The sequence below is a fragment of the Streptomyces sp. NPDC017095 genome, from assembly GCF_044332325.1.
Taxonomy (GTDB): domain Bacteria; phylum Actinomycetota; class Actinomycetes; order Streptomycetales; family Streptomycetaceae; genus Streptomyces.
Map to the genome: position 1 here is coordinate 24,801 of NZ_JBIROU010000004.1, position 25,327 is coordinate 50,127.

Genomic DNA, 25,327 nt, shown 5'->3' on the forward strand with positions numbered 1-25,327 from the left:
GGCAAATTGACGGAGCGTCGGAAACCGTTCCGCCGAACCGGTGGCCCCGGCCGCCCTCGTGCCCGCCGGCCCGCGCGTACCCTGTCCCGCGTGAACGCCACCGATCGCACCCCCGCCGACCTGCTGGCTTCCGCGCTCGCCGCGGATCCCGGCCGCCCGCTGGTGACCTTCTACGACGACGCCACGGGCGAACGCGTCGAACTGTCCGTGGCCACCTTCGCCAACTGGGTGGCCAAGACCGCCAACCTCCTCCAGGGCGACCTGGCCGCCGGACCCGGCGACCGCGTCGCGCTGCTGCTGCCCGCGCACTGGCAGACGGCGGTGTGGCTGCTGGCCTGTTCCTCGGTGGGCGCGGTCGCCGACGTCGCCGGGGACCCGGCGGCGGCCGACGTGGTGGTGAGCGGGCCGGACGCGCTCGACGCCGCGCGCGCCTGCCCCGGCGAGCGGGTCGCGCTGGCGCTGCGGCCGCTCGGCGGACGTTTCCCGCAGACCCCGGCCGGGTTCGCCGACTACGCCGTGGAAGTGCCGGGCCAGGGCGACCGGTTCGCCCCGTTCGCCCCGGTGGACCCCCGGGAGCCGGCGCTCATCGTGGCCGGGCGGGAGTTCAGCGGCGCGGAGGCCGTCGAACGGGCCGTCGCCGAGGCGCCGTCGCTGGGCCTGACCGGGCCCGGCTCCAGGGTGCTGTCCGGGCTGCCGTACGACACCTGGGAGGGGCTCGCCGCGGGGCTGTACGCGCCGCTGGCCGTCGGCGGGTCCGTGGTGCTGGTCCGCAACGCGGAGCGGCTGGACGAGGAGGCCCTCGCCAAGCGGGTGGAGAGCGAGCGGGTGACCGTGGTGCGCCGCTAGGGCCCCTCGTCCGGATCATGCCGGGCTGATCCGGACGACAGACCCCGGGTCCCCCGTTCGGAGTAGCACCGGGCGCTGTCGGCGCCGCTCGCCGCCATCGTCGTAAGGGCAGCACGTGACGCCCGTACGCGATGAGGGGACGGCCCCACCGTGACCGACACCGCAGGCAGGCCCCCCGGTCCGGGTCCCTCCGCCACGGGGAACGGGCCGGGACGGCGCCGGCGGCGCTTGCTGCGGAACTCGGCGCTCGCGGCGGCCGTCCTGCTCCTCGCGGCCGCCGGGGCGGGCTGGGCCGTCTACGCCCGGCTCAGCGCCAACATCACCGCCGACGAGGCCGCCGCCGCCGAACTCGCGCGCTACGAGCGGGAGCGGCCCACCGCGCTGGTGCGGGGCGCGCAGAACATCCTGCTGATCGGGTCCGACACCCGGGCCGGGGACGGCAACCAGGCCTACGGCAAGGGCATCCGCGGCGAGCGCTCGGACACGACGATCCTGCTGCACCTGGCCGCCGGCCGGGCCGGCGCCACCGCCGTCTCGCTGCCCCGGGACCTGATGGTGGACATCCCGTCCTGCCGGCGGGCGGACGGCAGGCGCAGCGACCCGGTGTTCGCCATGTTCAACCACGCCTTCGAGGTGGGCGGTTCGGCGTGCACGGTGCGGACCGCCGAGCTGCTCACGGGCATCCGGATCGACCATCACCTGGTGGTGGACTTCAGCGGGTTCAAGGAGATGGTGGACGCCGTCGACGGCGTGCGGGTGTGCCTGAAGGAGCCCGTGGACGACAAGGCGGCGAAGCTGCGGCTGCCCGCGGGGAAGGTCACGCTCGACGGGGAGCAGGCGCTCGGGTACGTGCGTGCCCGCAAGTCGCTCGGGAACGGCAGCGACACCGAGCGGATGGACCGGCAGCAGCGGTTCCTCGGCGCGCTCGTGGACAAGGTGCGCGGTGACGACGTGCTGCTGAACCCGGTGAAGCTGTACCCGCTGCTGGACGCGGCGACCTCCGCGCTGACCACCGACCCGGAACTGGCGAGTCTGCGGGGCCTGTACCAGTTGGCGCGCGGACTGCGCGACATCCCCACCGCGCAGGTCCGGTTCCTGACGGTGCCGCGGAAGTCGTACGTCTACGACGCCAATCGCGACCAGCTCGTGGAGCCGGAGGCCGAGGAACTGTTCGCCCGGCTGCGGGCCGACCAGCCGGTGGCCGTGAGCCGGGAGAATTCACCGGGCGTTCCCCGGCGGGACACCGGTGCGGGCGGCCCGGACGGGCCCTCGCCGGTGCCGACGTTCCGCGGTTACACGGCCTCCGAACACACCTGTGAGTAAGGCGCGTACCAAAAACAGCGGTCTTCCGTTCAGAAAATGAGGCGGATTGCCCGTTGTAGGCAGGTGGAATTTGTCACCGGCGTCGCCCGACGCTGAACTGGGCGGATAGTGTGAGCGATCCGGTGCACCTGGCCGCGAGGTCCGTCCTGGGTCGTGCACTGTTTCACCGAGACCCGAGCGCCTTGCAGGGGGAAGGCGCCGCGTGGGCCCCGACGGAGGATTCGGACAACCGTGGACGCGCAAGGCCGTGGGCGGGCGGAGAACATCGACCCCGCAGACCAGTGGGTACTCAATCCGAACACCGGCGAATACGAACTGCGACTGAGCCCTTCCGCAGCGCAGCCGCCGGTTCCCGGACCGCGCAGACCGTCCGCCCGGGACGGCGCCGGCGCCGCGGACGGCCGTCCGCGGCGGGCGGCCCGGGACACGGGGCAGACCGGCGGCGGGAAACGCCCGTCCGGCGGCGGGAACCCGCAGTCCGGCGAGGCCCGGGGGACCTCGCGGGCGCGCGGTGGCGAGGTGCCCGCACCGCGCTCGGCGCGGCGCCGGAGCGCCGAACCGGAGCCGCCCCAGGGCCGGCGCGCGGCCCGTCGTCCGGTGAAGAAGACGTCGAAGGCGAAGAAGGCGCTGCTGTGGACCGGCGGTTCCATGGCCTTCGTGCTGGTGGCCGTGTCGGCCGCCGGCTACCTCTACATCAAGCACCTGAACGACAACATCACGTCCGTGTCCGACGACGGCGCGAGCACCGGCGGCTTCAGCAAGGACGAGGCGATCAACATCCTGCTGATCGGCACCGACAAGCGCACCGGCAAGGGCAACGAGGGCTACGGCGACGCGGGCAGCGTCGGGCACGCCGACACCACGATCCTGCTGCACGTCTCCAAGGACCGGTCCAACGCCACCGCCCTGAGCATCCCGCGCGACCTGATCACGGACATCCCGGACTGCCCGACCCGGCAGGAGGACGGCAGCGAGAAGGTCATCCCGGGCTCCCAGGGCGTCCGCTTCAACACCAGCCTCGGGCAGGACGACCGTACGCCGAGCTGCACCATGCGCACGGTGACGGAGCTGACCGGGATCAAGCCGGACGACTTCATGGTGGCCGACTTCAACGCGGTCAAGACGCTGACCGAGGCGGTCGGCGGCGTCGACGTGTGCCTGGCCAAGGACATCGACGACCCGGACTCGCACCTGAAGCTGTCCGAGGGCACGCACAGGATCTCCGGTGAGCAGGCGCTGGCGTTCGTGCGCACCCGGCACTCCGTCGGCTTCGGCGGCGACCTGAGCCGGATCGGGCTGCAGCAGCAGTTCCTCGGCGCGCTGATGCGCAAGCTGAAGGGCAACGACACGCTCACCAGCCCGACGAAGATGGTGAAGCTGGCGGAGGCCGGCACCAAGGCGCTGACCGTCGACGACAAGCTGGACGACATCGGCAAGCTGAAGGACCTGGGTCTGGAGCTGGGCAAGCTGGACCCGAAGAACCTGGCCTTCACGACGGTGCCGGTCAAGGACAACCCGGCCGACGGAGTCACGCACAAGACGGTGATCATCGACCCGGCGCTGGCCCCGCAGGTCTTCCAGGCGGTCCAGAACGACGTGTCCTTCACCGAGGTGAAGAAGAAGCAGAAGGCGGCGAAGGACGCCCGGGCCGCCCGGCTGAAGGGCACCAAGGCGCCCGCCTCCGAGGTGCGGGTGCGCATCCTCAACGGCGGCGCCGAGACCGGCAGCGCCCAGGCGGTGCTCAACTGGCTGCAGAACGACGCGGGCGTGACCAAGTCGGAGAACGACGGCAACGCCCCGGCGGCACTGAGCCGGACCACGCTCGAGTACGCGCCCGACCAGGCGGCCCAGGCGCGCCGGCTGGCCGCGATCATGGGCTTGTCCGGATCCGCGCTGAAGCCGGGCGAGAGCGTGACCAACGGACAGGGACTGCCGGCGATGACGCTGACCCTGGGCAAGGACTTCAAGGGAGCCGGGATCTCCCTGACACCTCCGACAAAGGCGCCGAAGGTCGACAAGTCCACGGCGGACAAGGTGAAGTGCGCCTCGTAGGTAACCCAAGGGGCCCGTCGTGCGTCTAACCGGACGCGGGGCGGGCCCGTTGCTTGGCGCAAGGGTGTGGGGAGGGCAGGGAGTGGCGCAGAGCGAGGTGCGCGGGGGGGCTCCGGCGGTCGAGGGCACGGTGGCGCGCACACCGCAGCCCCCGGACGCGCCGGCACGTCCGGGCCGGCGCGGAGACCGAGACAGACGGCGGACGCAGACGACGGCCGACCGCAAGCGGCGCAGACGGCGCACGCTGCGCTGGTCGGCGATGGTGCTGGCGGTGGTGATACTCGGCACGGCGGGAGCCGGATACCTGTACTACCAGCATCTCAACGGCAATATCCAGAAGGGCCGGCGGGCCAACGGTGACGACTCCAAGGCGCACCGCACCGCGCCCAACGCGGCCGGGCAGACCCCGCTGAACATCCTGCTCATCGGCTCCGACAGCCGGAACTCCAAGGAGAACGTGAAGCTGGGCGGCAGCCGCGACCACGCCGGCGACCCGCCGCTCGCGGACGTGCAGATGCTCATCCATCTCTCCGCGGACCGCAAGAGCGCCGCCATGGTCAGCATCCCGCGGGACACCCGGGTGGACATCCCCGAGTGCAAGGACCCGGACACCGGGAAGACCTACCCGCCGACGAACGACATCATCAACGTCACCCTGGCCCGCGGCGGAGCCGGCTGCACGCTGCTCACCTGGGAGAACCTCACCGGGGTCTATATCGACCACTGGATGACGATCGACTTCGCGGGCGTGGTGCGGATGGCCGACGCCATCGGCGGGGTGGACGTCTGCGTGAACCAGAACGTGTGGGACCGGCCGACGGCCACCGTGTCCGGCGGCTCCGGGCTGAAGATGACCAAGGGCACGCACAAGGTGCAGGGCGAGCAGGCCCTGCAGTGGCTGCGCACCCGGCACGCCTGGGGCGACGACCTGATGCGGGCCCGCGCCCAGCACATGTACCTGAACTCGATGATCCGCACGCTGAAGAAGCAGAACGTGTTCACCGACACCGGCCGGCTGATGGACCTGGCCGACGCGGCGACCAAGTCGCTGAAGGTGTCGGAGGAGATCGGCACGGTCAAGGAGCTCTACGCCCTCGGCATGCAGATGAAGTCGGTGCCGGCGGACCGCATCACCTCGGTGACCATGCCGAACAAGCGGGACCCGCAGGACGAGAACCACGTCGTACCGGACGAGGCCAACGCCGACAAGATGTGGCGGATGCTCCGGGACGACGTGGCGTTCGACAAGAACGGCGGGAAGGACGGGAAGGACGCGGGCAAGGACGAGCCGGCCAAGAAGCCCTCGCTCGATCCGGGCCGGCTCGGCGTGCTGGTGCGGAACGCCACCCGGACCTCCACCGAGGGCGCGGTGGCGCAGCGGGCGTCGGCGATCGGCCGGGAACTGGTGGACAAGGGCTACACCCGGGCGCAGGCCGACACCTCGGGGAGCCTGGCCGAGGAGAAGACGGTCGTGCGGTATCCGAGCGCGGACCTGGAGGGTGACGCCCAGGCGGTGGCCGACGCGCTGGGCATCCCGCGGGAGCAGGTGCAGAAGTCGACCGACGTGTCCGGCGTGACCGTCGTGGTCGGCGCGGACTGGCGCACCGGCCCGTCGTACCCGAAGACGTCGGAGCCGGAGGCCGGGGACCTGCCCGACAACACCGACGCGGTCAACGGCTCGGACACCACCAAGTGCATGGACGTCTACAGCGTCTACCAGTGGTGAGCGGCCGCCGGCGCTGACAGGGCCCCCTCCCGCGCGGACGGGGGCCCTGGCGGACGCTCAGTTCGCGACGGCCGGCCGGCGGGAGGCGATGACCTTGCGGGCCAGCGACTTCGGGCTGGTCAGGAAGCCCCAGCCCCAGGACATGTGCATGGTGGCGAGGGCCACGGGTATCCGCAGCCGGGCCGCCGCCGGCAGTCCCCGGCCGGCCGGGACGGAGCCCGCGACGATCGCCGCCAGGTAGCCGCCGGGGACCACCAGGGCCCACGGGGTCAGCGCCACGCCGGCGACCAGGCCCGCCGCGATCGCGCACACGGCCACGGGCGGGGCGAGGTAGCGCAGGTTGATGGAGCCCGAGTGGTAGCGGGCGACGACGTGCCGCCAGCGGCCGTAGTCCTTGTACTGCCGGGCCAGCGCGCGCACGGACGGACGCGGCCGGTACGACACCCTCAGCTCGGGCGAGAACCAGATCAGTCCGCCCGCCTCGCGGATGCGGAAGTTCAGCTCCCAGTCCTGGGCGCGGATGAACTCCTCGTTGTAACCGCCCTGCTGCTCCAGCGCCGCGCGCCGGAACACCCCGAGGTAGACGGTCTCGGCGGGGCCGGCCTCGCCGCCGGTGTGGAAGGCCGCGTTGCCGACGCCGATCCTGGAGGTCATCGCGGCGGCCACCGCGCGCTCCCAGTCGTTCTCGCCCTCGGCGTGCATGATGCCGCCGACGTTCTGCGCGCCGGTCTCCTCCAGCAGCCGCACGGCGGTGGCGATGTAGTCGGGCGAGAGCATGCCGTGGCCGTCCACGCGGACCACGACCGGATGCCGGGAGGCCTTGATCGCCGCGTTCAGCGCGGCCGGGGTGCGGCCGGACGGGTTGGGCACGGTGTGCACGCGGGGGTCCGCGCGGACCAGCTCGGCGGCGATCTCGTCCGTGCGGTCCGTGGACGGACCCAGGGCGATCACGACCTCCAGCTCGCCGGCGTACTCCTGCGCGAGGATCGCTTGGACGGCCCCGCGCAGATGCCGCTCCTCGTTGAGGACGGGCATGATCACGGACACAGCGGGGAGCCGCACGTCGGGCTTGGCGTTCATAGGAGCCTCACGTTACCGCGAACGGGGGACACGGATGCGCGCCGCCGGGCCTGCGGCGCGGGCTGGAGATCGTATCGGCCTACTGTGCTCCCGGATCCCGCGTACGGCCTCGTCCGGAGGTGTCCTCCTTGTCCAGCCCGCCCCGGTCCCCGGCGCCCTCACAGCGCCGCCCGCAGCCGCCCCGCCGTGTGCCGCGCCCGCCCGAGCGGCCCGTGCGGCCCGTCCGGCCGCCGCGGCGGCCCCGCTGGGCCATGCGGGCGCTCACCACCTTGTCGGTGGTGGTGCTCGCCTCCGCCGGGATCGGCCACGCCGTGGTCAGCAGCCTGGACGCGGGCATCGCCCGGATCGACGCCTTCAAGGACATGAAGAACCGGCCCCGGGGCGGCCACGGCATGAACGTCCTGCTGGTCGGCACCGACGGCCGGGACAAGATCAGCGAGCGGGACCGGCGTGCCTACCGGCTGGGCGGCGAGCCCTGCCACTGCACCGACACCATGATGATCGTGCACATCGCCGAGGACCGGGAGCGGGCCACGGTGGTGAGCCTGCCGCGTGACTCCTACGCCGAGATCCCGGCGCACGTCGACCAGACCTCGGGGCGGCACCACGGCCCGCACCCGGTGAAGCTGAACGCGGCCTACGCCGAGGGCGGTCCGCAGCTGACCATCCGCACGGTCGAGAACATGACCCACGTGAAGATCGACCACTATCTGGAGGTCGACTTCACCAGCTTCATGCGGACCGTGGACGTGCTCGGCGGGGTCGAGGTGTGCACGCCGACCCCGCTGAAGGACCGGTACACCGGGCTCGACCTGGCGCCGGGCCGGCATGTCCTGCCGGGCGGGCGGGCGCTGCAGTACGTCCGCGCCCGGCATGTCGACGGGGCCAGCGACCTGGGCCGGATGAAGCGGCAGCAGCGGTTCCTGGCCGCGCTGATCGACAAAGCGACCTCCTCCGGGGTGCTGCTGAACCCGATGCGGTTCCGGGACGTGACCCGGGCCGTGCTGGGCTCGGTCCGCGCGGACGCGGGCTTCGGCACCGACGAGCTGCTGGACCTCGGCCGGGCGATGCGGGACTTCTCGCCGTCCTCCTCCGAGTTCACCACCGTGCCCATCGGACAGCTCGACTACCGGGTCAAGGGCCTCGGCTCGACGCTGAAGTGGGACCCGGCGAAGGCGGCGCGGCTGTTCGGCGCGCTGCGCGACGACAAGCCGCTGAGCACGGACCGTCCGCGCCGGTCCCCGGCGCCCGCCCCGGTGCCGGTGGAGGTGGCCCCGGACACCGTCCGGGTGCAGGTGGCGAACGGCAGCGGCACGGCCGGGCTGGGCAAGCGGGTCGACGCGGCGCTCGCGGCGACCGGTTTCGCGACCACCCGCCAGCCGGTCACCGCGCCGGCCCACACGCCGCGCACGGTGGTCTTCTACGACCCGCGCTGGGACCGCTCCGCCCGCTCCCTGGCCGCGGCCCTGCCGGGCAGCGAGCTGCGCGCGGTGCCGGGCCAGGGCCCGCTGCTGAAGGTGACGGCCGGCACCGACTTCACCCACGTCCGCCAGGTCCGCTTCGACGACCCGGGCCGGCCGGAGCAGAACGTCGTGCGCGGCAACGAGGTGACGTGCTGAGCGGGGCGGGGCTCCCCGTCTACTCCTCGAACCCCTCCGCCGTCCTGCGCTCGCGCAGTTCGCGGATGGCCCGGCGGCGGGCCAGGCGGTGGGTGCGGCGGATCTGGGCCTCCTGGTAGCGGCGGCGGTCGCGGTCGGTCTCGGGCAGGACCGGCGGCACCCGGCGCGGCTTGCCGTCGGCGTCCACGGCCGCGAAGACCAGATAGGCGGAGCCGACCTGGGTGGCCGGCGCGGATTCGTTCCAGCGTTCGGCGAGGACCCGGACGCCGATCTCCATGGAGGTGCGGCCGGTCCAGTTCACCTGGGCCTTGACGTGGACCAGGTCGCCGACGCGGACCGGCTCCAGGAACGCCATCTCGTCCATGGACGCGGTGACGGCGGGGCCGCCGGAGTGCCGGCCGGCCACGGCGCCCGCCGCGTCGTCGACCAGCTTCATGATCACCCCGCCGTGCACCGTGCCCAGCAGGTTGGTGTCGTTGTGGGTCATGATGTGGCTGAGGGTGGTGCGCGAAGCGGACGTGGGTTTGCCCGGGATGTCCGTCTCCTGGTCCGGTTCCGCTTCCATGGCCTGGTCTGTCATGCCCTCCACCTTATGCCGAGGGACCATTCGCGGACTTTGTGTCGGCTTCGCAACAGCACCGCCCTGATTTTCCGACAGCCCTTGTACGGGACATACCGGCGCCCGGCACACTGGGGCCCATGAATGACTGGCCCGAGGGATGGTCCGACGACAACCGCGGCCCGCGCTACGGACGCGGCAGCGCCGGCGCGCAGCCGGAGAGCGCCCGCGTGATGCGTCAGGTGCGGCGCGGCCCGGCGGTGCCGCCCGGACCGCGCTCGGCGTACGGCGAGCCCGGCCCGGCCGCGCCGCCGCACCAGGCCGGTGTGCCGCGCCAGCCGTCGTACGTCGACGGCCGGGGGCACGACGACGGCGCCGGCTACAACACCGGCCAGGTCTACGGCACGCCCGGCGGCGGTGCCGGCACCCCGGGCACGCCCGGCCGCGCCCCGCGTCCCGCGCCAAACTGGCGGCGCCGGATCAAGTGGACCGCGATCACGCTGGCGGCCGTGGTGGTCGTCACCTCGGTCTCGACCTACTTCTGGGCCGACTCCAAGCTGCGCCGCGAGGTGGACCTGTCCAAGGTCATCGACCGGCCCGAGGGGGGCGACGGCACGAACTACCTGATCGTCGGCTCGGACAGTCGTGAGGGCATGTCCAAGGAGGACGAGAAGAAGCTGCACACCGGCGGCGCGGAGGGCAAGCGCACCGACTCGATGATGATCCTGCACGTCGGCGACAACGGCGACACGCTGATCTCGCTGCCGCGCGACTCGGACGTGGTGGTGCCCTCGTACGAGGGCTCGACGTCCGGGAAGGTCTACCCGGCGCAGGGCCGGCACGCGAAGCTGAACGCGACCTACGCGGAGGACGGGCCGACGCTGCTGGTCCGCGCGATAGAGGCCAACACCGGGCTGCGCATCGACCACTACGTGGAGATCGGTTTCCAGGGCTTCGCCGGCATCGTGGACGCGGTGGGCGGTGTCGAGATCGACATCGACAAGGGCTTCAAGGACAAGTGGTCGGGCGCCGACTTCGAGGCGGGCAAGCAGACCCTGGACGGCCAGCAGGCCCTGGCCTTCGTCCGCACCCGGCACGCGTTCGCCGCGTCCGACCTCCAGCGCACCAAGAACCAGCAGAAGTTCCTGGCCGCCCTGGCCCACCAGGTGGCCACCCCCTCGACGATCCTGAACCCGTTCAAGCTCTACCCGACCATGGGCGCGGGCCTGGACTCCCTGATCGTCGACGAGGACATGTCCCTGTGGGACCTGGCCTCGATGTTCTGGGCGATGAAGGGCGTCAGCGGCGGTGACGGCACCTCGATGAACATGCCGATCTCCGGCTCGGTCGGCGGCAACCTCCTCTGGGACAAGGCCAAGGTGAAGACCCTGGTGGACGAGCTGAACAACGACGAGAAGGTCACCGTCTCCGGGAACTAGGGCATGCGCACCACGGCCGGGGCACCCGTGGCGGGCGCCCCCGGCCGTGGTGCGCGGGGCTCACATGCTGCCGGCGCCCGCCATCGCCCGGCAGGTCTGCGCACAGCGGCGACACGCCTCCGCGCAGCGCATCAGCTGCTGATCGTCCGGCATCGCCGTACACGCCTCGGCGCACATGTCGCACACCTTGGCGCACAGCGCGCACATGTCGGCGGACATGGGCGAGCGGCGCATCATCATGTCGGCGCACATGCGGGTCGCCTCGGAGCAGTCCATCAGCGCGCGCATGATCTGCATCTGCTGCTGGCCGCCCTTCTGCATGCAGGCGCTCATGGTCTCCTCGCACATGCTGTGGCAGTTCATGCAGGCCTCGATGCACTCCTGCATCTGCGCGCTGAGGGCAGGCATCGACTGCGTCTGCGACTGCGACTGGGTCATGGCTCCTCCTGGAAGGCGGGGCCCGGAACGGGCCCGTCTGCTTCCGTCCTACGTCCGGCACAGCCACCCCGCACGTCGGCCCCCGGCCCACCGGGAGGCCGGAAAAACGAGAAGGCGCCCGGAGGGGCGCCTTCCACAGGGTTCCGCAACCGCGGGGGTTACGGCAGGTTGCGGGCCATGACGATCCGCTGGACCTGGTTCGTGCCTTCGTAGATCTGGGTGATCTTGGCGTCGCGCATCATGCGTTCCACCGGGTAATCGCGGGTGTAGCCGTAGCCGCCGAGGAGCTGGACGGCGTCGGTGGTGACCTCCATCGCGACGTCCGAGGCGAAGCACTTGGCGGCGGCGCCCAGATAGGTGAGGTCGGCGTCGCCGCGCTCGGAGGCGGCGGCGGCCTGGTAGGTGAGGGCACGGGCCGCCGAGATCTTCATGGACATGTCGGCGAGCATGAACTGGATGCCCTGGAAGTCGGCGATCGGCTTGCCGAACTGCTTGCGCTCCTGGACGTAGCCCTTGGCGTAGTCGAGGGCGCCCTGGGCGACACCGAGGGCCTGGGCGGCGATGGTGATGCGGGTGTGGTCCAGGGTCTTCATGGCCGTCAGGAAGCCGGTGCCCTCCTCGCCGATCATGCGGTCGGCGGGGATGCGGACGTTGTCGAAGTAGACCTCGCGGGTCGGGGAGCCCTTGATGCCCAGCTTCTTCTCCGGGGCGCCGAAGGAGACGCCCGGGTCGGACTTCTCGACGACGAAGGCGGAGATGCCCTTGGAGCGCTTCTCCGGGTCGGTCACGGCCATCACCGTGTAGTACTCGGAGACGCCCGCGTTGGTGATCCAGCGCTTCACGCCGTTGAGGATCCAGTGGTCGCCGTCGCGGACGGCCTTGGTCTTCATGCCGGCCGCGTCCGAGCCCGCCTCCGGCTCGGAGAGGCAGTACGAGAACATCACGTCGCCCTTGGCCAGCGGGCCCAGGTACTTCTTCTTCAGCTCCTCGGAGCCGGACAGGATCACCGGCAGCGAGCCCAGCTTGTTCACCGCGGGGATCAGCGAGGAGGAGACGCAGGCGCGGGCCACCTCCTCGATCACGATGACCGTGGCGAGCGCGTCGGCGCCGGAGCCGCCGTACTCCTCGGGGACGTGCACGGCGTGCAGGTCGTTGGCCACCAGGGCGTCCAGCGCCTCCTGCGGGAAGCGGGCCTCCTCGTCCACCGCCGCGGCGTACGGCGCGATCTTCGCCTCGACCAGCGAGCGGACGGCGTCCCGGAGCATGTCGTGCTCCTCGGACGGGCGGTACAGGTCGAACTCAGCCGATCCGGCCACGGTCTCTCACGCTCCAAAGACGCAGTGATACTTGACGCTAATTACCGTTAAGTAACTCAAATTTTAGTTGCCCCGCTCCAACACGCCTACGTGAGCTACGCGACAGCGGCGAAGTTGCCCGGTGAGAGGCCCGGATATGCTCGGGCGCGCATGACCGCGCACCACCGACGGACCCGAGCTGGAGCACCCATGAGCCTGAAGATCACCGTGATCGGCACCGGCTACCTAGGCGCCACGCACGCCGCGGCCATGGCCGAGTTGGGCTTCGAGGTGCTGGGCCTGGACGTCGTACCGGAGAAGATCGCCCTGCTGGAGCGCGGCGAGACACCGATGTACGAGCCGGGGCTGCAGGAGCTGCTGCGCCGGCATGTGGCCGGGATCGAGGGCTCCTCCGGCCGGCTGCGGTTCACCACGGACTGGGCCGAGGCGGGCGCCTTCGGCGATGTGCACTTCGTGTGCGTGAACACCCCGCAGAAGCACGGCGAGTACGCCTGCGACATGTCCTACGTGGACTCCGCGATCGCCTCCCTGGCCCCGCATCTGCGCGGCCCGGCGCTGGTGGTCGGCAAGTCGACCGTGCCGGTGGGCTCCGCCGACCGGCTGGCCGCCTACCTCGCCGCGCACGCCCCCGCGGGCGGCGATGCCGAGCTGGCCTGGAACCCGGAGTTCCTGCGCGAGGGCTTCGCCGTCAAGGACACCCTGCACCCGGACCGGATCGTGGTCGGCGTGCGCAGCGAGCGCGCGGAGAAGCTGCTGCGCGAGGTGTACGCGACGCCGCTGGCGGCCGGCACGCCGTTCGTCGTCACCGACTTCCCGACCGCGGAGCTGGTGAAGACGGCCGCGAACTCCTTCCTCGCCACCAAGATCTCCTTCATCAACGCGATGGCGGAGGTGTGCGAGGCCGCCGACGGCGACGTGGCCAGGCTCGCGGAGGCCATCGGGTACGACGACCGGATCGGGGCCAAGTTCCTGCGCGCCGGCATCGGCTTCGGCGGCGGCTGCCTGCCCAAGGACATCCGGGCGTTCATGGCCCGCGCGGGCGAGCTGGGCGCCGACCAGGCGCTGACCTTCCTGCGCGAGATCGACTCCATCAACATGCGCCGGCGCGGCCAGATGGTGGAGATGGCCCGGGAGGCGCTGGGCGGCGGCTCCTTCCTCGGCAAGCGGGTCGCGGTGCTCGGCGCCACCTTCAAGCCGGACTCGGACGACGTCCGCGACTCGCCCGCGCTGAACGTGGCCGGCCAGATCCACCTCCAGGGCGGACAGGTGACGGTGTACGACCCGAAGGGCATGGACAACGCCCGCAAGGTCTTCCCGACCCTGGGCTACGCCGACTCCGCCGAGGCGGCCGTCCGGGGCGCCGACGTGGTCCTGCACCTCACCGAGTGGCGGGAGTTCCGCGAGCTGGACCCGGTGGTGCTCGGCGAGGCCGCGGCGGCCCGGGTGCTGCTGGACGGACGCAACACGCTCGACCCGGAGCTGTGGCGGCGGGCCGGCTGGACCTACCGGGCGATGGGCCGTCCGACGGCCTGAGGGCACGGGGCCGGGCCGGGTGACGCCGGTTCGGCCGAGGCTCAGTCGGCCGAACCGGCGTCTGTGCGCAATTCTGCCCCATCGCCGCCACGCCGCACGGCCCTTCCCCTCCGGCGCGGCACGGCCCCCGCGCGCCCGCCTCCGGCACCGGCGGCCGGCACCGGCGTGTCCGGCGCGCCGGTGCGGGTCTCGCTGCCACCGTTTCCGGTTACCCGTCTGTACAGGCAACGCAAGGAGGTAGTCATGGCTCTCGCCAAGCTGGACGTCGTGGTCCTGGACTGTCCCGACCCGTACGCGCTGGCCGGCTTCTACGCCGCCGTGCTGGGCGGCACGGTGGAGGGGCACGGCGAGTGGGTGGACCTGAACCTGCCCGACGGGCGGACGCTGGCCTTCCAGCAGGCCGCGGGCTACACCCCTCCGGAGTGGCCGCGGGCGGACCGCAACGGCCAGCAGTTCCACCTGGACCTGACCGTGGACGACCTGGACACGGCCGAGAAGGAGGTGCTGGAGCTGGGCGCGCGGCCGTTGGACACGGCGGACCGGTCCCGGACCTTCCGTGTCTACGCCGACCCCGCTGGGCACCCGTTCTGTCTGTGCGCCGGTTAGCGGCGCTTTCCGAAGACGACCGGAGGGACCCTGATGGCTTCCGTGGCCCGTTTGCGCAGCATCGTCCTCGACTGCCCCGACCCGCACGCGCTGGCCGCCTTCTACGCGGCGGTGGCCGGCGGCACCCCGCAGGCCGAGGACGACAACTGGGTCGTCCTGCGGGTGCCGGACGGGCCCCGGCTGGCCTTCCAGCGGGCCGAGGACCACACCCCGCCGCAGTGGCCGCGCGCGGACCGCAACGGCCAGCAGTTCCACCTCGACTTCGACGCCGGCCCGACCTGGGCGGACGTCGACGCGGCACACGAGCGGGTGCTCGCGCTCGGCGCCCGCCCGCTGGACCTGGAGGACCGCGAGAAGAAGGACTTCCAGGTCTACGCCGACCCGGCCGGGCACCCGTTCTGCCTGTGCCGGATCGAGGGGTCCTAAGGTCCGTCCAGGCCGGTCGTCCGGGGCGGCGCCGTCGGCTCCCGGCGGTGCTGCGCGGCCCGGGCCGTGAAGTCCGCGCTGCGCAGCACCCGCTGGACGTTGCCCCAGGTCAGCAGGGCCAGCTCGGTCTCGGACCAGCCGCGGCTGAGCAGCTCGGCGATCAGGTGCGGATAGCGGGAGGCGTCGGCGAGGTCCCGGGGGTGGACGGTCCCGCAGTCGTAGCTGCCGGACAGGCCGACGCACTCGGGGCCGGCCACGTCACGGATGTGCTCCAGGTGGTCGGCGACGTCCGGGACGGCCGGGCCGGTCTGCTCGGCGGTCAGCGGCACCATGCACAGGCCCTTCGCCCCGCCCAGCACGGCGAGGAGCTGGTCGGACAGGTTGGCCGGGTGCGGGCGCAGGGCGCGGGCGGCCGAGCGGGTGCACAGCACCGGGGTCTTGGACAGGGCGGCGGTCCGCTCGACGGTGGCCGGACCGGCGCCGCTGACGTCGGCGAGCACGCCGAGCCGGTTCATCTCGCGCACCACCTCCTCCCCGAACCGGGTCAGGCCGGACGCGCCGGCCCAGGCGGTGCCCGCGAGGCTGAGCACGCGGAGCCCGAGGGCGTGCAGGACGCGCAGGAGGCCGAGGGAGCCGTCCAGCGCGGCGCCGTGCGCGGGGCCCAGCACCACGGCGACCCGGCCGCGGTTGCGGGCGTCGATGACCTGCCCGGCGGTGCGCACCAGCCGCAGCCCCTCCGGATGGGCCCCGACGACCGTGCGGACCAGGTCCAGCTGTTCCAGGGTCGCCGTCACCGGGCGGTCGCGGCCGGGTCCGTCGGGCAGGTGCAGCGACCAGAACAGCGCGCCGACGTGTCCCTCGCGCATCCGGGGCAGGTCGGTGTCCACGGCGCTCTCGCCCAGCTCCAGGTCGTACCGGGGCAGCCGGCGCAGGGCCCAGGGCAGGCCGCTGTAGCCGTCGGCGACCGGGTGGGCGGCGAGCACGGCGCGCGCCCGCTCCAGCAGCTCCCCGGCCGGCCGGGGCGGCGGGCCGTAGCCACCGCCGGGCCCGGCCGGGCGCGGGCCGTCCGGCAGGCCGTCGTCCCGGCCGACCTCGGTGGCGAGGGGGATGTCGTCCTGGAGGTCGGCCATGGCGGGCTCCGTACGTCGTCGGCGGCTACGCCGGCCGTGAGCTACGGCGGCTCCGGCCGGCGTACCGACACGGTCGCACGGAGCGGAGGGAACTCTCCTGGTGAGTGGCGCGTTCGGGGGTCACCCGGTCAGCTCTCGCCGCGCGGGCCGTCCAGCGACTCGATGGTGGCCACGGACGGACCGCGCGCGGCCTGGTGGCCGCGGGCCACGTCCTCCGCCGCGCCCAGCACCCGCACCGCGTTCTGCCAGGTCAGCTTGGCCAGGTCGGTCCGGGACCAGCCGCGGTCCAGCAGCTCGGCGACGAGGTTCGGGTAACCGGAGACGTCGTCCAGACCGTCCGGTGTGAACGCGGTGCCGTCGTAGTCGCCGCCGATGCCCAGGTGGTCGACGCCGGCCACCTCGCGCATGTGGTCCAGGTGGTCCGCCACCGTGGACGCCGTGGCGACCGGGCGCGGGTTGCGCTCCTCGAAGGCGCGGTGCAGCCGCATCGCCTCCGGGCCGGTGTCCAGGGGGTGCAGGCCGTGGGCGCGCAGGTTGTCGTCGGCCGCCGCCGTCCAGTCGACGGCCGCCTGGAGGACGAACTTGGGCACGAACGTCACCATCGCCACCCCGCCGTTGGCGGGCAGCCGCTCCAGGACGTCGTCGGGGATGTTGCGCGGGTGGTCGCACACCGCGCGGGCGGAGGAGTGCGAGAAGATCACCGGCGCGGCGGTGGCGTCCAGCGCGTCCCGCATGGTCGTGGCCGCCACGTGGGAGAGGTCGACCAGCATGCCGAGCCGGTTCATCTCCCGGACCACCTCGCGGCCGAAGGCGGTCAGGCCGCCGGCCCGGGGCACGTCGGTCGCGGAGTCCGCCCAGTCCACGTTGTGGTTGTGGGTGAGCGTCAGGTACCGCACGCCGAGCGCGTACAGGCCGCGCAGGGTGCCCAGGGAGTTGGCGATGGAGTGGCCGCCCTCGGCGCCCATGAGGGAGGCGATGCGGCCCTCGGTGCGGGCCGCCTCCAGGTCGGCGGCGGTCAGCGCGGGCGCCAGGTCCGCCGGGTAGCGGTCCAGCATCCGGCGGACGCAGTCGATCTGCTCCAGGGTGGCCGCGACCGGCTCGGGGTGGTCGGACGGCACGTACACCGACCAGTACTGGGCGCCGACGCCGCCCGCGCGCAGCCGCGGCAGGTCGGTGTGCAGCCGGCCGGGGTGGTGCCCGGCGAGGTCCAGGGCGTCGAGGTCGTAGCGGACCTGTTCGCGCAGCGCCCACGGCAGGTCGTTGTGGCCGTCGACGACCGGGAACTCGCGCAGCAGCGCGCGGGCCTCCTCCAGTGCGGTCACGGCGTCACTTCCCGAAGCCGAAGCCGCTCGCGCCCTCGGCCTTGGCGCGCAGCCGCTTGCCCTTCTCGGTGGCCTGGTCGTTGAGGTCCTGCTGGAAGTCGCGCATCCGGTGCAGCAGGTCCTCGTCGTGGGCGGCGAGGATGCGGGCCGCGAGCAGGCCGGCGTTGCGGGCACCGGCGACGGAGACCGTGGCGACCGGGACGCCGGCCGGCATCTGCACGATGGACAGCAGCGAGTCCATGCCGTCCAGGTACTTCAGCGGCACGGGCACGCCGATGACCGGCAGCGGGGTGACGGAGGCGAGCATGCCGGGCAGGTGGGCGGCGCCGCCCGCGCCCGCGATGATCACCTTCAGGCCGCGGTCGGCGGCCTGCTCGCCGTACGCGATCATCTCGCGGGGCATGCGGTGCGCGGAGACGACGTCGACCTCGTAGGCGATCTCGAACTCGCCCAGGGCCTTCGCGGCGGCTTCCATGACGGGCCAGTCCGAGTCGGACCCCATGACGATGCCAACAACGGGGCTCATTCGGTGATCGTGCCTCTCAGGTAGCCGGCTGCGTGACGGGCGCGCTCCAGCACGTCGTCCAGGTCGTCGCCGTAGGTGTTGACGTGTCCGACCTTGCGGCCGGGCTTCACGTCCTTGCCGTACATGTGGATCTTCAGCTTGGGGTCGCGGGCCATGCAGTGCAGGTACGCGGAGTACATGTCCGGGTAGTCGCCGCCCAGGACGTTGACCATGACCGTCCACGGGGCGCGCGGGCGCGGGTCGCCCAGCGGCAGGTCCAGCACCGCGCGGACGTGGTTGGCGAACTGCGAGGTGATCGCGCCGTCCATGGACCAGTGGCCGGAGTTGTGCGGGCGCATCGCGAGTTCGTTGACCAGGACGCGGCCGTCGCGGGTCTGGAACAGCTCGACGGCGAGGTGACCGACGACGCCCAGCTCCTTGGCGATGGTCAGGGCCAGCCGCTCGGCGTGCAGGGCGAGGTCCTCCTCCAGGCCGGGCGCGGGCGCGATCACCGTGTCGCAGACGCCGTCGACCTGCCGGGACTCCACGACCGGGTAGGCGACGGCCTGGCCGTGCGGGGAGCGGACGACGTTGGCCGCGAGTTCGCGGACGTAGTCGACCTTCTCCTCGGCGAGGACCGGGACGCCGGCGCGGAACGGGTCGGCGGCCTCCTCGGCGCTGCGCACGACCCACACGCCCTTGCCGTCGTAACCGCCGCGGACGGTCTTCAGGACGACCGGGAAGCCGTCGCCCTCCGCCGCGAACCGGGCGACATCCTCCGGATCGGCGACGATCCGGTGCCGTGGGCACGGGATGCCGAGCGCGTCCAGCCGCGCGCGCATCACGCCCTTGTCCTGGGCGTGCACCAGCGCGTCGGGGCCGGGGCGCACGGGGATGCCGTCCGCTTCGAGCGCCCTGAGGTGCTCGGTGGGTACGTGTTCGTGATCGAAGGTGATCACATCGCACCCGCGCGCGAACTCGCGCAGCGTGTCCAGGTCGCGATAGTCGCCGACGACGACTTCGTTCACGACCTGCGCCGCGGAATCCTGAGGAGTGTCACTGAGGAGCTTGAACCTGATGCCCAACGGGATGCCCGCCTCGTGCGTCATACGCGCGAGCTGCCCCCCGCCGACCATGCCGACTACCGGGAACGTCACACCCCTAGCGTATCGGCCGCGCCGGGGCGGCCGGAGCGCGGCGGCCCCTTCGCGGGCCGTGGCCCGGTCCGCAGGGCGGCGGCGGCCCCGCACGGCTAGCATGGCGGGGTTGACGAAACCTACCGACGGGAGCTGCACAGCCATGGAACCTCGTTCCTCGGGGGTGCAACGGCTCGTACGCGAAGTGGTCAGATTCGGCGCCGTCGGCGCCGCCGGCGTCCTGGTCAATCTCGGTGTGTTCAACCTGGTCCGGCACGTCTCCGACCTGCCGGTGGTGCGCGCGAGCGTCATCGCGACCGTCGTGGCCATCGTCTTCAACTACGTCGGCTTCCGGTACTGGACCTACCGGGACCGCGACAAGAGCGGGCGCACCCGGGAACTGATGCTGTTCCTGCTGTTCAGCCTGGCCGGCCTGGTGATCGAGAACGGGGTGCTGTTCCTGGCGACCTACGGTCTCGGCTGGGACAGCCCGCTGCAGAACAACGTCTGGAAGTTCGTCGGCATCGGCGTCGCGACGCTGTTCCGGTTCTGGTCGTACCGCAGCTGGGTGTTCCGGGCGCTGCCGGCCGGGGCGGATGCGGAATCGATTCTGGAAGGTCCCTCACAGCCGGCGCCGCGCCACCAGCGTGTGCCGTAGCGGACGCCCGGCGGCGGGTCAGCGGACCATCGGCCGGTCCTCGTCCGCCTTCCGCGCCGGGGCCGTGCGGGAGAGGAACAGGCCGAACACCGGCGGCTGCGCCTGGAGCAGTTCCAGCCGGCCGCCGTCCGCCTCCGCCAGGTCCCGGGCGACGGCCAGGCCGATGCCCGTGGAGTTCCGCCCGCTGATCGTCCGCTCGAAGATCCGCGCGCCGAGGTCGGCCGGCACGCCCGGCCCCTCGTCGGTCACCTCGATCACCGCCTGGTTGCCGGTGACCCGGGTGCGCAGGGCGACGGTGCCGCCGCCGTGCATCAGCGAGTTCTCGATCAGCGCGGCCAGCACCTGGGCGACCGCGCCCGGTGTGCCCACCGCCGTCAGATGCCGCTTCCCGGAGCTGACCACGGCCCGGCCGGCGCTGCGGTAGGCGGGCCGCCACTCGGCGAGCTGCTGCTGGATGACCTCGTCCAGGTCGAAGGAGACCGCGGAGCCGGTGCGCGGGTCGCGCGAGTTGGTCAGCAGCCGCTCCACCACGTCGGTCAGCCGCTCCACCTGGGTCAGCGCGATGGTGGCCTCCTCCTTCACCGTGTCCGGGTCGTCGGTGAGGGTGATCTCCTCCAGCCGCATGGACAGCGCGGTGAGCGGGGTGCGGAGCTGGTGCGAGGCGTCGGCCGCGAGGCGCCGCTCGGCCGTCAGCATGCGCCCGATCCGCTCGGCGGAGGAGTCCAGCACATCGGCGACCCGGTCGAGCTCGGGGACGCCGTACCGCTTGTGCCGCGGGCGCGGGTCGCCGGAGCCGAGGCGTTCGGCGGTCTCGGCGAGGTCGGTCAGCGGGGAGGCGAGCCGGCTGGCCTGCCGTACGGCGAGCAGCACCGCCGCGATCACCGCGAGCAGCGCGACCAGCCCGATGATCAGCAGCGTCCGGCCGACCTCGCGGGTCACCGCGGAGCGGGGCTCCTGCACGGTGACCGTCTCGCCCTCCTCGCCGTGCTGCGTGGAGTGGATGGTGTCGCCCTCGGGCCTGCTGCCGATCTCGATGGGCGGCTTGCCGGGCATGCTGATGACCGCGTACTGCTCCTTGCTGACCGGGTTGCGCAGCACGTCCGCGTTGACGTTCTCCGCGGCGAGGATCCGGCTGTCCACGATGCTGGCCAGCCGCACCGCCTCGGACTCCACCCGTTCCTGGGCGCTGTTGCTGATCGTCCGCGTCTCCACGATCACGAGGGAGACGCCGAAGACGGCGATCACCACCAGGACGACGGCGAGGGTGGACTGGATGAGACGTCGGCGCATGGTCCTTTACCCGTGGTGATCGCCCGAACCCGGGCTCAGCTCTTCTCGAACCGGAAGCCCACGCCGCGCACGGTGGCGATGTACCGGGGGTTCGCCGCGTCGTCGCCCAGCTTCTTGCGCAGCCAGGAGATGTGCATGTCCAGGGTCTTGGTCGACGACCACCAGGTGGTGTCCCAGACCTCGCGCATCAGCTGGTCCCGGGTGACCACGCGGCCGGCGTCGCGCACCAGCACCCGCAGCAGGTCGAACTCCTTGGCGGTGAGCTGGAGCTCCTCGTCGCCCATCCACGCGCGGTGCGACTCGACGTCGATCCGCACCCCGTGCGTGGCCGGCGGCTGCTGCGGCTCCGCGGCGCCGCGCCGCAGCAGCGCCCGGACCCGGGCGAGCAGTTCGGCGAGCCGGAACGGCTTGGTGACGTAGTCGTCGGCGCCCGCGTCCAGGCCGACGACGGTGTCCACCTCGTCGGCCCGCGCGGTCAGGATGAGGATCGGCACGGTGTGGCCGTCGGCGCGCAGCCGGCGGGCGACCTCCAGGCCGTCCATGCCGGGCAGCCCCAGGTCGAGCACGACCAGATCGACGCCGCCCTGCATTCCGGCGTCGAGCGCGGCGGGTCCGTCCTCGCGCACCTCGACCTCGTAACCTTCCCGGCGCAGGGCGCGGGCCAGCGGTTCCGAGATGGACGCGTCGTCCTCGGCGAGCAGTACACGGGTCATGAGGTGATGGTAGACCGCCCGTGCGCGGTGCCGGGGTGTGATCGGCCGCAGGGCTTCTTACCTTCACGCGCCCCTGGTACACACCATTGACCTGGGGATGCGATCGTGGAAGAGACCTTCGAATTCCCCCGCGCGGTTCCCCCGACACCTGTGATCCCCGTCTCAAGACCTTCCATATCCGGCAGTGTCCTGCCGTATGGTGACCTGAACGCCTGTAGTACACCGGGGACCTTTGGCGGGAACATACGCTGAAGGTCTCTTTTGTGTGCGGGCTGATCATGATCAGCCTTGAAAGGAATGACCTCTGGCCGGGCTCCGGACGCAGCGACGCGTCGCGGGGCGTGGATCCCGGTGGTCGCCGTCCGCCGCTCCGTGATCCGGAACGGACTCCCCCTGGGCGTGGGGGTGGGCGGCCGACTGCCGGTGCCGGCCGCCCCCCACCGGGCGCGCACGCTCAACCGCGCGTCCCGACCAGCAAGGAACGACCATGGCGTCCAGCCTGACGAAGGACTCGGTCCGACCGGGCACCCCCGGTTCCGAGAAGACCTTCTTCGGCCACCCCCGCGGACTGGCCACTCTCTTCATGACCGAGATGTGGGAGCGCTTCTCCTACTACGGCATGAGGGCCCTGCTCCCGCTGTATCTGGTGGCTCCGGGTGGCCTGCACCTCAGCGCGGGCACGGCGAGCGCGATCTACGCGGTGTACCTGTCGCTCGTCTACCTGCTCGCCCTGCCCGGCGGCTGGTTCGCCGACCGTCTGCTCGGCCCCCGCAAGACGGTCGCCGTCGCGGGCGGCGTCATCATGCTGGGCCACCTGTGCCTGGCTTTGCCCGCCGCCGCCAGCTTCTACGTCGGCCTGGTACTCGTCGCCATCGGTTCGGGTCTGCTGAAGGCCAACATCTCCACGATGGTCGGCCACCTCTACAAGGGTCCGCAGGACCCGCGCCGTGACGGCGGCTTCACGCTCTTCTACATCGGCATCAACCTCGGTGCCTTCGTCGCCCCGCTGGTCATCGGCACCATCGGCGAGAACGTCAACTGGCACCTGGGCTTCGCGCTGGCCGCGCTCGGCATGGCGCTGGGCCTGACCCAGTACCTGCTGGGCGGCCGCCACCTGAACCCGAGGAGCAGCGAGGTCCCGACCCCGCTGTCCGCCGCGGAGAAGGCCGCCACGCTGCGCAAGGGCCTGATCTGGCTGGCCGCCGCCGCGGTGTTCTACGGCGTCGTCGGCGGCACCGGTCACTTCACCCTGAACTGGGCGCTGATCCCGCTCACCCTGATCGGCCTGATCGTGCCGATCATGGTCATCGCCCGAATGCTGCGGGACAAGGACCTCGACACGGCCGAGCGCACGAAGGTGTCGGCGTACATCTGGTTCTTCGTCGCCGCCGCCGTCTTCTGGATGATCTACGACCAGGGCGGTTCGACCCTGTCGCTGTTCGCCGAGAAGAGCGCCGAGAACTCGGTCCTCGGCTGGGACTTCCCGGTCTCCTGGTACCAGTCGGTCAACCCGGTCATGATCATGGCGCTGGCGCCGGTCTTCGCCTGGCTGTGGCTGTGGCTGAACCGGCGCGGCAAGGAGCCGAGCACGATCGTGAAGTTCTCCTCCGGCCTGGTGCTGGTGGGCGCGTCCTTCTTCGTCTTCCTCGCCCCGCTGTCCGTCGCCGAGGGCGGTCACAAGGCCGCCGCGCTGTGGCTGGTCGCGATCTACTTCGTGCAGACCGTCGGCGAGCTGACGCTGTCGCCGGTGGGTCTGTCCGTCACGACGAAGATGGCACCGAAGAAGTACGCCTCGCAGATGATGGGCGTCTGGTTCCTCGCGGTGACCGCGGGCGACTCCGTGACCGCCCTGCTGTCGAACCCGGCCATAGGCGGTGTCAACCTCGACCGGAAGGGCTTCGTCGCCCTGGAGGCGGTGCTCGCGGTGGTCGCGGGCGCGGCGGTGTGGATGTACCGCAACAAGGTCAAGAAGATGATGGGCGACGTCAACTAGCCGCCGCCCGGACAGCCGGGAGGGCCGCCGCATCCAGGGGATGCGGCGGCCCTCTTAGCGTTCCGGGGTGCCGTCAGGCGGGGGTGCCGTCAGGCGGGGGTGCCGTCAGGCGGGGGTGCCCAGTTCCGCCCAGACCGTCTTGCCCGGCGTACCGGTGACGCGCAGGACGCCCCAGTCCAGGCAGAGCCGCTGCACGATGAACATGCCGTGGCCGCCGGGCCGGCCGGCCCGGTGCGGATTGCGCGGGGCCGGCTGGCCGGCGCCGCGGTCGGAGACCTCGATCCGGATCACCTTGTTGTCGCAGGCGAGCCGGAGTTCGTCGGGGCCCTCGGCGTGCAGGCAGGCGTTGGTGACCAGTTCGGAGACGACGAGCAGCACGTCCTCGGCCGCGGCCCGCTGGTCACCGCCCTCGGCGGGCAGCCAGCCCCACGCGTACAGCGCCTGGCGGGTGAAGTCGCGGGCGAGCGGGACGACCCCGCTCTCGCCTTCCAGGCGGAGTCTGCGCACCTGCCGCCCACCGGGCCGCGGGGTGCCGTCGGCCGGGCCGGACGACCCGGACGGCGCGGCCGGGCCCGACGGCGCGGACGCCCCGGACGGCGCGGCTGCCCCCGTGGCCGCGCCGGCAGCCGGCGAGGCTTCCTCGGACGCCCCGGAAGCGCCGCTGGGCTCCGGGCCGCGGTCGCCCGGCGAGTAAGGCCGGGTGGTGCTCATCAGCGCTTCACCTCACCGATTCACCAGTTCAGAATTCAAAAGTCCGTCAACAGTCCGGTCCGTGGTCCGGCATCAGGTCCGGCCGGCACTCCCGCCGCCGGTGTGGCCGGGGCCGGACCGTGGGCACCGGCCGCCCGTCGCACCGACCGGAGTCCGGCCGTCCGTCCGGCGGGCGGGGTCCCGTTCCCGCCCGTCCGCCGGACGCTCGTTCCGTCCAGGTCGTTCGCCGGCGTCCCGCGTCCGTGGTGTCCGCCGGTCCTCGCGAGGTCCGGCGGGCGGCGGCCTGCGGGACGCCTCCTGTGTTCTTCTGCCCTCTCCTGCCCGGCCGATCCCAGGGAACACCCCCGTGTTCGGCGTGACACGCGCGACGCCGCGGGGGCCGGTGCCCGGATCGGGCCGGCGGGAAGGGACGGTGGATCAGTCGGCACCGTCGGCCAGGGCCGCCTCCACGGAGTCGTGGACGGTGAAGACCGCCTCGGCACCGGTGATCTCGAACACGCGCGCGACCACCGGCTGCATTGCGGCCAGGTGGACCCCGCCGCCGGCGGCGTCCGCCTTGAGACGGGCGCCGAGCAGGACGTTCAGGCCCGTGGAGTCGCAGAACTCCAGGCGTGAGCAGTCCACCACGAGCCGCGAGAAGCCCTTGGCCAGGAGGTCGTCGAGGGGCTCCCGCAGAAGATCGGCGGTGTGGTGATCAAGCTCACCCGCCGGTGTCACAACGGCGCTGGAGCCCTCTTCCCGCACCTCCACCAGAAGCCGGCCCGACTGTGCGCTGCCGACCGTCCCGTGGTCCATGCCGTCTCTCTCTCCCGAGGTCGTGGCTGCTGATGCCCTCGAACATTACGCCTTCCCTGCGCACTGCGACACCCGAACTTCCGCGCAGAAACGGACATAGCGCAACAGAAG

The 25,327-nt window shown here is 72.2% G+C and carries 23 protein-coding genes; 11 read left to right on the plus strand and 12 right to left on the minus strand.

Features of this window, described 5'->3' with window-relative positions; genetic code table 11:
- The first annotated feature begins 90 nt into the window (after positions 1–90).
- The 4 genes from ACH4OA_RS09285 (at position 91) to ACH4OA_RS09300 (ending at position 5,947) form a co-directional block, all read left to right on the plus strand.
- A complete protein-coding gene (locus tag ACH4OA_RS09285; RefSeq protein ID WP_397968389.1) occupies positions 91–846 on the plus strand; it encodes a TIGR03089 family protein in 756 nt (251 codons plus the stop codon).
- Between the two features lie 150 nt (positions 847–996).
- On the plus strand, positions 997–2,169 hold the full coding sequence (locus tag ACH4OA_RS09290) for an LCP family protein (RefSeq protein WP_397946034.1): 1,173 nt from the start codon (positions 997–999) through the stop codon (positions 2,167–2,169).
- 231 nt (positions 2,170–2,400) lie between these two features.
- Positions 2,401–4,221, plus strand: coding sequence for an LCP family protein (locus ACH4OA_RS09295; RefSeq protein ID WP_397968390.1), 1,821 nt, complete (start codon positions 2,401–2,403; stop codon positions 4,219–4,221).
- An 82-nt stretch (positions 4,222–4,303) separates the two neighbouring features.
- The gene (locus ACH4OA_RS09300; RefSeq protein WP_397968392.1) at positions 4,304–5,947 is read left to right on the plus strand and encodes an LCP family protein; all 1,644 of its coding nucleotides are present in this window, start codon (positions 4,304–4,306) and stop codon (positions 5,945–5,947) included.
- A 57-nt stretch (positions 5,948–6,004) separates the two neighbouring features.
- Here the strand turns inward: ACH4OA_RS09300 and ACH4OA_RS09305 are convergent, their stop codons facing one another.
- Positions 6,005–7,027: a glycosyltransferase family 2 protein gene (locus ACH4OA_RS09305; protein WP_397938059.1), complete on the minus strand. Its 1,023-nt coding sequence runs from the start codon at positions 7,025–7,027 to the stop codon at positions 6,005–6,007.
- Positions 7,028–7,278: 251 nt separating this feature from the next.
- Between ACH4OA_RS09305 and ACH4OA_RS09310 the strand changes: the two genes are divergently transcribed.
- Entirely contained in the window at positions 7,279–8,646 is a 1,368-nt protein-coding gene (locus ACH4OA_RS09310; RefSeq protein WP_397968745.1) for an LCP family protein, read from the plus strand.
- A gap of 19 nt (positions 8,647–8,665) precedes the next feature.
- Here the strand turns inward: ACH4OA_RS09310 and ACH4OA_RS09315 are convergent, their stop codons facing one another.
- The gene (locus tag ACH4OA_RS09315; protein WP_365883603.1) at positions 8,666–9,253 is read right to left on the minus strand and encodes an acyl-CoA thioesterase; all 588 of its coding nucleotides are present in this window, start codon (positions 9,251–9,253) and stop codon (positions 8,666–8,668) included.
- 92 nt (positions 9,254–9,345) lie between these two features.
- Between ACH4OA_RS09315 and ACH4OA_RS09320 the strand changes: the two genes are divergently transcribed.
- The gene (locus tag ACH4OA_RS09320) at positions 9,346–10,644 is read left to right on the plus strand and encodes an LCP family protein (RefSeq protein ID WP_397968394.1); all 1,299 of its coding nucleotides are present in this window, start codon (positions 9,346–9,348) and stop codon (positions 10,642–10,644) included.
- A 60-nt stretch (positions 10,645–10,704) separates the two neighbouring features.
- Here the strand turns inward: ACH4OA_RS09320 and ACH4OA_RS09325 are convergent, their stop codons facing one another.
- Together ACH4OA_RS09325 and ACH4OA_RS09330 are read right to left on the minus strand one after the other, a co-directional pair.
- On the minus strand, positions 10,705–11,082 hold the full coding sequence (locus tag ACH4OA_RS09325; protein ID WP_397968395.1) for a four-helix bundle copper-binding protein: 378 nt from the start codon (positions 11,080–11,082) through the stop codon (positions 10,705–10,707).
- Positions 11,083–11,240: 158 nt separating this feature from the next.
- On the minus strand, positions 11,241–12,398 hold the full coding sequence (locus ACH4OA_RS09330; RefSeq protein WP_397938052.1) for an acyl-CoA dehydrogenase: 1,158 nt from the start codon (positions 12,396–12,398) through the stop codon (positions 11,241–11,243).
- Between the two features lie 189 nt (positions 12,399–12,587).
- On the opposite strand from ACH4OA_RS09330, the gene ACH4OA_RS09335 reads away from it, so the two are divergent.
- The 3 genes from ACH4OA_RS09335 to ACH4OA_RS09345 all read left to right on the plus strand — a co-directional run bounded on the left by ACH4OA_RS09335 (position 12,588) and on the right by ACH4OA_RS09345 (position 14,963).
- Positions 12,588–13,931 carry a UDP-glucose dehydrogenase family protein gene (locus ACH4OA_RS09335; RefSeq protein ID WP_397968397.1) on the plus strand — a complete coding sequence of 448 codons (1,344 nt, stop codon included), beginning with the start codon at positions 12,588–12,590 and terminating at the stop codon, positions 13,929–13,931.
- A 243-nt stretch (positions 13,932–14,174) separates the two neighbouring features.
- Complete coding sequence (locus ACH4OA_RS09340) at positions 14,175–14,537, plus strand: VOC family protein (protein WP_365873523.1); 363 nt, start codon at positions 14,175–14,177, stop codon at positions 14,535–14,537.
- A gap of 33 nt (positions 14,538–14,570) precedes the next feature.
- Positions 14,571–14,963 carry a VOC family protein gene (locus ACH4OA_RS09345; protein ID WP_397938050.1) on the plus strand — a complete coding sequence of 131 codons (393 nt, stop codon included), beginning with the start codon at positions 14,571–14,573 and terminating at the stop codon, positions 14,961–14,963.
- On the opposite strand, the gene ACH4OA_RS09350 is transcribed toward ACH4OA_RS09345, so the two are convergent.
- The 4 genes from ACH4OA_RS09350 to ACH4OA_RS09365 all read right to left on the minus strand — a co-directional run bounded on the left by ACH4OA_RS09350 (position 14,960) and on the right by ACH4OA_RS09365 (position 19,077).
- Positions 14,960–16,093, minus strand: a complete 1,134-nt coding sequence (locus ACH4OA_RS09350; protein WP_397968399.1) for a dipeptidase — start codon at positions 16,091–16,093, stop codon at positions 14,960–14,962. The two genes, ACH4OA_RS09345 and ACH4OA_RS09350, sit on opposite strands and share 4 nt — an antisense overlap.
- Positions 16,094–16,221: 128 nt before the next feature.
- Positions 16,222–17,415: a dipeptidase gene (locus ACH4OA_RS09355; protein ID WP_365880600.1), complete on the minus strand. Its 1,194-nt coding sequence runs from the start codon at positions 17,413–17,415 to the stop codon at positions 16,222–16,224.
- 4 nt (positions 17,416–17,419) lie between these two features.
- Positions 17,420–17,941 carry a 5-(carboxyamino)imidazole ribonucleotide mutase gene (gene purE / locus ACH4OA_RS09360; RefSeq protein WP_365880602.1) on the minus strand — a complete coding sequence of 174 codons (522 nt, stop codon included), beginning with the start codon at positions 17,939–17,941 and terminating at the stop codon, positions 17,420–17,422.
- Positions 17,938–19,077, minus strand: coding sequence for a 5-(carboxyamino)imidazole ribonucleotide synthase (locus tag ACH4OA_RS09365; protein WP_365880604.1), 1,140 nt, complete (start codon positions 19,075–19,077; stop codon positions 17,938–17,940). The genes purE and ACH4OA_RS09365 overlap by 4 nt, the downstream gene beginning before the upstream one ends.
- Before the next feature lie 142 nt (positions 19,078–19,219).
- Between ACH4OA_RS09365 and ACH4OA_RS09370 the strand changes: the two genes are divergently transcribed.
- Positions 19,220–19,714: a GtrA family protein gene (locus ACH4OA_RS09370; protein ID WP_397938044.1), complete on the plus strand. Its 495-nt coding sequence runs from the start codon at positions 19,220–19,222 to the stop codon at positions 19,712–19,714.
- A gap of 18 nt (positions 19,715–19,732) precedes the next feature.
- Here the strand turns inward: ACH4OA_RS09370 and ACH4OA_RS09375 are convergent, their stop codons facing one another.
- Together ACH4OA_RS09375 and ACH4OA_RS09380 are read right to left on the minus strand one after the other, a co-directional pair.
- The gene (locus ACH4OA_RS09375; protein WP_397938042.1) at positions 19,733–21,004 is read right to left on the minus strand and encodes an ATP-binding protein; all 1,272 of its coding nucleotides are present in this window, start codon (positions 21,002–21,004) and stop codon (positions 19,733–19,735) included.
- A gap of 35 nt (positions 21,005–21,039) precedes the next feature.
- Positions 21,040–21,717 (minus strand): response regulator transcription factor, encoded by a 678-nt coding sequence (locus ACH4OA_RS09380; protein WP_030653180.1) that lies wholly within the window; start codon positions 21,715–21,717, stop codon positions 21,040–21,042.
- 487 nt (positions 21,718–22,204) lie between these two features.
- Between ACH4OA_RS09380 and ACH4OA_RS09385 the strand changes: the two genes are divergently transcribed.
- Positions 22,205–23,710, plus strand: coding sequence for a peptide MFS transporter (locus ACH4OA_RS09385; protein WP_397968400.1), 1,506 nt, complete (start codon positions 22,205–22,207; stop codon positions 23,708–23,710).
- A 105-nt stretch (positions 23,711–23,815) separates the two neighbouring features.
- Here the strand turns inward: ACH4OA_RS09385 and ACH4OA_RS09390 are convergent, their stop codons facing one another.
- The gene (locus ACH4OA_RS09390) at positions 23,816–24,421 is read right to left on the minus strand and encodes an ATP-binding protein (protein ID WP_365880612.1); all 606 of its coding nucleotides are present in this window, start codon (positions 24,419–24,421) and stop codon (positions 23,816–23,818) included.
- Positions 24,422–24,838: 417 nt separating this feature from the next.
- Complete coding sequence (locus tag ACH4OA_RS09395) at positions 24,839–25,216, minus strand: STAS domain-containing protein (protein WP_397938035.1); 378 nt, start codon at positions 25,214–25,216, stop codon at positions 24,839–24,841.
- Positions 25,217–25,327 lie beyond the last annotated feature (111 nt).